This is a genomic window from Micromonospora sp. M51 (assembly GCF_018070305.1).
Classification (GTDB): domain Bacteria; phylum Actinomycetota; class Actinomycetes; order Mycobacteriales; family Micromonosporaceae; genus Micromonospora; species Micromonospora parva.
This window is the reverse complement of record NZ_JAGPXZ010000536.1, coordinates 1-4,379: the sequence shown is the minus strand read 5'-3', so window position 1 is coordinate 4,379 and position 4,379 is coordinate 1. Positions and strand designations below refer to the sequence as shown.

Below are 4,379 nucleotides of genomic sequence, written 5' to 3'. Positions count from 1 at the left end.
CCGTACGCCCGGCCGGCCTCGCTGACCGCCCGCAGTGACCGTTCCCGGGCCTTCTCCGGCTCCTCACCGGCGGCGAACTCGTGCTTGAGCAGCCGGACCGACTCGGCGAGGTGGCCGATCGCGTCCGGCATCGGATCGGGCACCGGTTCCTCGTCCTCGACCAGCGTGACGGACCGGCGGATCAACGTGCCGCTGTTGCGCATCGCCCGGTCGATCGGGTCGGCCGCCTCGGCGTAGTGGGTCAGTTCGTCGCGGCGGTGCCAACGGGCCGGGGAGAGGGTGGCGGTCTCCTTCGCCCCCTCGATCGCCTCGCCCAGCGTGGCCAACTCCTCCTTGTTGTTGCGCAACCTCTCCAGCGCGCCCTGGATGGTGGCGCGGTCCCGGTTGCGCAGCCCGTCGGCGGTGGCGTCGAGCTGGGAGGCGAGCAGGTCCAGGGCGGGTCGGGCGGCCCGGTTGATCACCCGGAGCGGGTTCAGCGGCAGCAGCACCGCCGTGACCAGCAGCGCGATCCCACCGCCGAGGAACGCGTCGACGAAGCGGGGGATCTCCAGGTTCTGGGTCGACGGGCTCAGCGTCACGATCAGCACCGCGGTGGCCGCCGCCTGGATGACGATCGCCACGCTCGCCCCGGCGAAGATGGTGAGCAGAATCGCCACGGTGACCACCAGGCCGAGCTGCCACGCGCCAGTGCCGAGGAAGTAGATCAGCAGGTCACCGACTGCCACCCCGACGCCCACCCCGACGATCAGCTCCACCGTCCGGCGGAACCGCTGACCGACCGAGGCGGCCAGGGTGCCGACCGCGGAGATCGGCGCGAAGACCGGTTGCGGGTTGCCGAGCAGCCGGTGCGAGACGAAGTACGCGAGCCCGGCCGCCAGCCCGGCCTGCACGGCGAGCCCACCGGCCATCCGTACCCGGTGCAGCCGGTCGTGCAGGGTGGCTCGACCGCGGTGACGCAGCTCTTGGGTGGCTTCGGCGATCCGCGCGCCGTCGATGTCCACCAGCCCTTCACGCAGCGCGGTACGTCGTACCACCGGAGGTCGCTTGTCGCGGGCCACGGCCATGGGCGCGACTACCCGTGGTGGGCTCGCTGAATCCTCCCGTCCGGCGCGTCGCGGGCGGATGCGGCAGACTCGGGCGGTGGCTGATCTGCTGGACCGGTGGCGGGCGGCGGCCCGGGATGCCGGCGCGAGGCCCGACCCGGACACGACCCGGGCCGGGGAGATGGTGATCGCCCGGTGGCGGGAGCCGCACCGGCACTATCACACGCTGGCCCATCTGACGGCGGTGCTCGATGTGGTGGACCAGCACGCCGACCTGGCCGATCGGGTCGACGTGGTCCGGTTGGCGGCCTGGTTCCACGACGTGGTCTACGACCCCCGGGCCGCTGGCGACGCCAACGAACGCGACAGCGCGGCGCTGGCCGGGAGCGTGCTCACCGGGCTCGGGGTGCCGACGTCCACGGTGGCCGAGGTGCGCCGCCTGGTGGTGCTCACCGCCGGGCACTCGGTGACCCCGGACGACCGGGACGGCGCGCTGCTCTGCGATGCGGACCTGGCCGTGCTGGCCGCGCCGCCGGCCCGCTACGAGCGGTACGCGGCGGCGATCCGCCGGGAGTACGCCCACGTGCCGGAGCCGGCCTTCCGGGCTGGACGGGCCGCGGTGTTGACCGGCCTGCTGGCGCTGCCCGCGCTGTTCCGGCTGCCGCCGCTGGCGACCCGGTGGGAAGAGCCCGCCCGGGCCAACGTGCGCCGGGAACTCGCCGCGCTCAGCGGGGAGCCGCAGAACGCGGGCTGACCAGGTGCTTCGGGCGACGCAGGCCGGTGCTGCGGAGCAACTGGACCAGTTCCCGGCTCGGCACGACCTGCGCACCGAGCCACACCGCCGCCGCGAACCGGTCGGCCGGGATGTCGTAGTGGTCCCGGTCGAAGCCGCGCCTCGGCGCGCCGAGCGTCTCGGCGAAGGCGTGCAGCTCGGCGTACGAGACGTCACTGATCAGGTGCGACCAGAGCCGGCCGCGCCACGGCCAGGCCGGCCGGTCCAGGTAGAGCATGATGTCCAAGCTATCCCGTCGAGTCGATCATGTTGTTGATCGCCGGTCGGCGGCTTAGCCTCGGCTGCATGGCTGCCACCGCGCTCCTCGACGACCTGCGCGCCGCGCTCGGTGACGACGCCGTGCTCACCGACCCGGACCTGCTGCTGATGCACCAGCGCGACGAGGCCGACCTGTGCGCCGCCGGCCTGCCGTTGGTGGTGACCCGCCCGCGCGACACCGGGCAGGTGGTCGCCGTGGTCCAGGCCGCGGCGCGACACGGCGTACCGGTGGTGCCGCAGGGTGCGCGGACCGGGCTGGCCGGCGCGGCGAACGCGGTGGACGGCGCGGTGGTGCTCAGCACCGTCGCGATGAACGAGATCCGGGAGATCGATCCGGTGAGCCGGATCGCTGTGGTCCAACCGGGGGTGGTCAACGCGGCGCTGGCCGGTGCGGTGGCCAAGCAGGGCCTCTGGTACCCGCCCGACCCCGGTTCCTGGGAGTCGTCCACGATCGGCGGCAACGTGGCCACCAACGCCGGCGGCATGTGCTGCGTCAAGTACGGCGTGACCACCGAGTACGTGCTCGGCCTGGAGGTGGTGCTCGCCTCCGGCGAGGTGCTGCGCACCGGGCGGCGGACGGCCAAGGGAGTGGCCGGCTACGACCTGACCCGGCTGTTCGTCGGTTCGGAGGGCACCCTCGGCGTGATCACCGAGGTGACCGTGGCGCTGCGGCCCGCCCCGGCCGACTCGCTGACCCTGGTGGCGGTCTTTCCGTCCGTCGCCACCGCCGGCGCGGCGGTGGCCGAGATCGCGGCTCGCGGGCTCACCCCCAGCCTGCTGGAGTTGCTGGACCAGACCCACCTGCGGGCGATCGAGGCGTACCAGCCGATGGGGTTGCGGACCGACGCGCAGGCCCTGCTGCTGGCCGCCGCGGACACCGGCACCCGGGCGGCGGACGACCTGGCGGTGCTGGCCGAGGTGTGCGAGGCCGTCGGTGCCGACGAGGTCTACGCGGCCACCGACGCGGTGGAGGCGGCGGCACTGCTACAGGCCCGGCGGTTGGCCCACCCGGCCATGGAGAAGTTCGCGGCGGACACCTACCCGGGCGGCAACGGCGGCCTGGTGATCGACGATGTGGCGGTGCCGCGGGGCGCACTCGCCGCGCTCCTGGACGGGGTCGCCCGGATCGCCGCCGAGTGCGAGGTGCCGATCGGCGTGGTGGGGCACGCCGGGGACGGCAACATGCACCCGAACATCGTGGTCGACCGGGCCGACCCGGCGAGCGTGGCGCGGGGCCGGCGAGCCTTTGACGAGATCATGCGGCTCGGCCTGGACCTGGGCGGCACCTGCACCGGCGAGCACGGGGTGGGGCTGCTCAAACGGGACTGGCTGGCCCAGGAGGTCGGGCCGGTCGGCGTCCGGGTACATCAGGCGATCAAGTCGGCGCTCGACCCGGCCGGCCTGCTCAACCCGGGCAAGGTGCTCTGACCGGCTGCGGTCAGCCCTTGACCTCGGCCGGGGTGGCCTGGGTCAGCAGCAGCAGGATCTCCCCGGCGACCGGCGTGAGCTCCTCACCGGGGCAGTCCTGTGAGGTGATCAGCCCGGTCGAGGTGATGAGGCTGGACGTCAGCGCGTCGATGCAGGTGGTCCGGTACCGACGGGCCTGATCGGTCTCGTCGGCCAGCGCCGGGTTGGCCAGCAGCACCTGGAGCCGCTCGGTCAACTCCGGTGCGAGGGTGCCCCGGGAGGTCACCCCGTCGCCGGCGCAGTCGACGCACTGCCACGCGCCGTTGCGCTCGACGCTCAGAGTGCGCATCGGCCCGTCCTCACCGAGGCGTTGGAGCAGGCTGACCTGGCCGGCGGCGACAGTGGTGGGGATCTCCAGCTGCGATCCGCCACCCGCCGTGCCCGTCGTCTGCTCCACCGAGCTGCTCGGCTTGTCCCGGTCGAAGAGCGAGCACCCGGTCAGGGCGCTGGCGATTGCGACGGCGAGCAGGGGTCCGAGCAGACGAGGGCGGGCGCGGTGTTGCACGCGCGGAAACCTACCCCACCGTAGGTAGCGTTCGAAACCACCATCCGGGTCGGTATCGATAGTTACCCATTGGTAACGTCGCAATTCGTCATCGAGCGGACTGTCGCAGCTCCGCCTGACCGTCACCACCCCGGTCGGCCGCGTAACCCCGGACGTCCGGAGCGCCCAACCGGGCGGCGTCCGCCGCCGCGTCGTCCGGCATCAACTGGGACTGCCGCTCCGCCTCCACCCGGGCGCGGTAGTGCTCGACCTCGCGGGCCCGGGTGGCCGCATCCCAACCGAGCACCGCCCCCATCAACTCGGCGGTGTGCTC

Annotated in this window: 5 protein-coding genes and 1 pseudogene; 2 read left to right on the top strand and 4 right to left on the bottom strand. The window is 73.3% G+C overall.

The genetic code is table 11. The features are described 5' to 3' along the window. On the bottom strand, positions 1-1,001 hold a 1,001-nt coding region (locus KBX53_RS23920), incomplete at its 3' end, for an aromatic acid exporter family protein (RefSeq protein WP_210861757.1). 139 nt (positions 1,002-1,140) lie between these two features. On the opposite strand from KBX53_RS23920, the gene KBX53_RS23915 reads away from it, so the two are divergent. After that, on the top strand, positions 1,141-1,797 hold the full coding sequence (locus KBX53_RS23915) for a metal-dependent phosphohydrolase (RefSeq protein WP_309140841.1): 657 nt from the start codon (positions 1,141-1,143) through the stop codon (positions 1,795-1,797). Here the strand turns inward: KBX53_RS23915 and KBX53_RS23910 are convergent. Next, on the bottom strand, positions 1,769-2,053 hold the full coding sequence (locus KBX53_RS23910) for a DUF4031 domain-containing protein (RefSeq protein WP_030327795.1): 285 nt from the start codon (positions 2,051-2,053) through the stop codon (positions 1,769-1,771). The genes KBX53_RS23915 and KBX53_RS23910 overlap by 29 nt on opposite strands. 68 nt (positions 2,054-2,121) lie before the next feature. Between KBX53_RS23910 and KBX53_RS23905 the strand changes: the two genes are divergently transcribed. Further along, the gene (locus KBX53_RS23905; protein WP_030327796.1) at positions 2,122-3,522 is read left to right on the top strand and encodes an FAD-binding oxidoreductase; all 1,401 of its coding nucleotides are present in this window, start codon (positions 2,122-2,124) and stop codon (positions 3,520-3,522) included. 10 nt (positions 3,523-3,532) lie between these two features. Here KBX53_RS23905 and KBX53_RS23900 read toward each other — a convergent pair whose 3' ends face one another. Next, positions 3,533-4,066: a hypothetical protein gene (locus KBX53_RS23900; protein ID WP_210861752.1), complete on the bottom strand. Its 534-nt coding sequence runs from the start codon at positions 4,064-4,066 to the stop codon at positions 3,533-3,535. 88 nt (positions 4,067-4,154) lie between these two features. After that, positions 4,155-4,379 (bottom strand): annotated as a pseudogene (locus tag KBX53_RS23895) (FAD-dependent oxidoreductase); the annotation flags it as partial.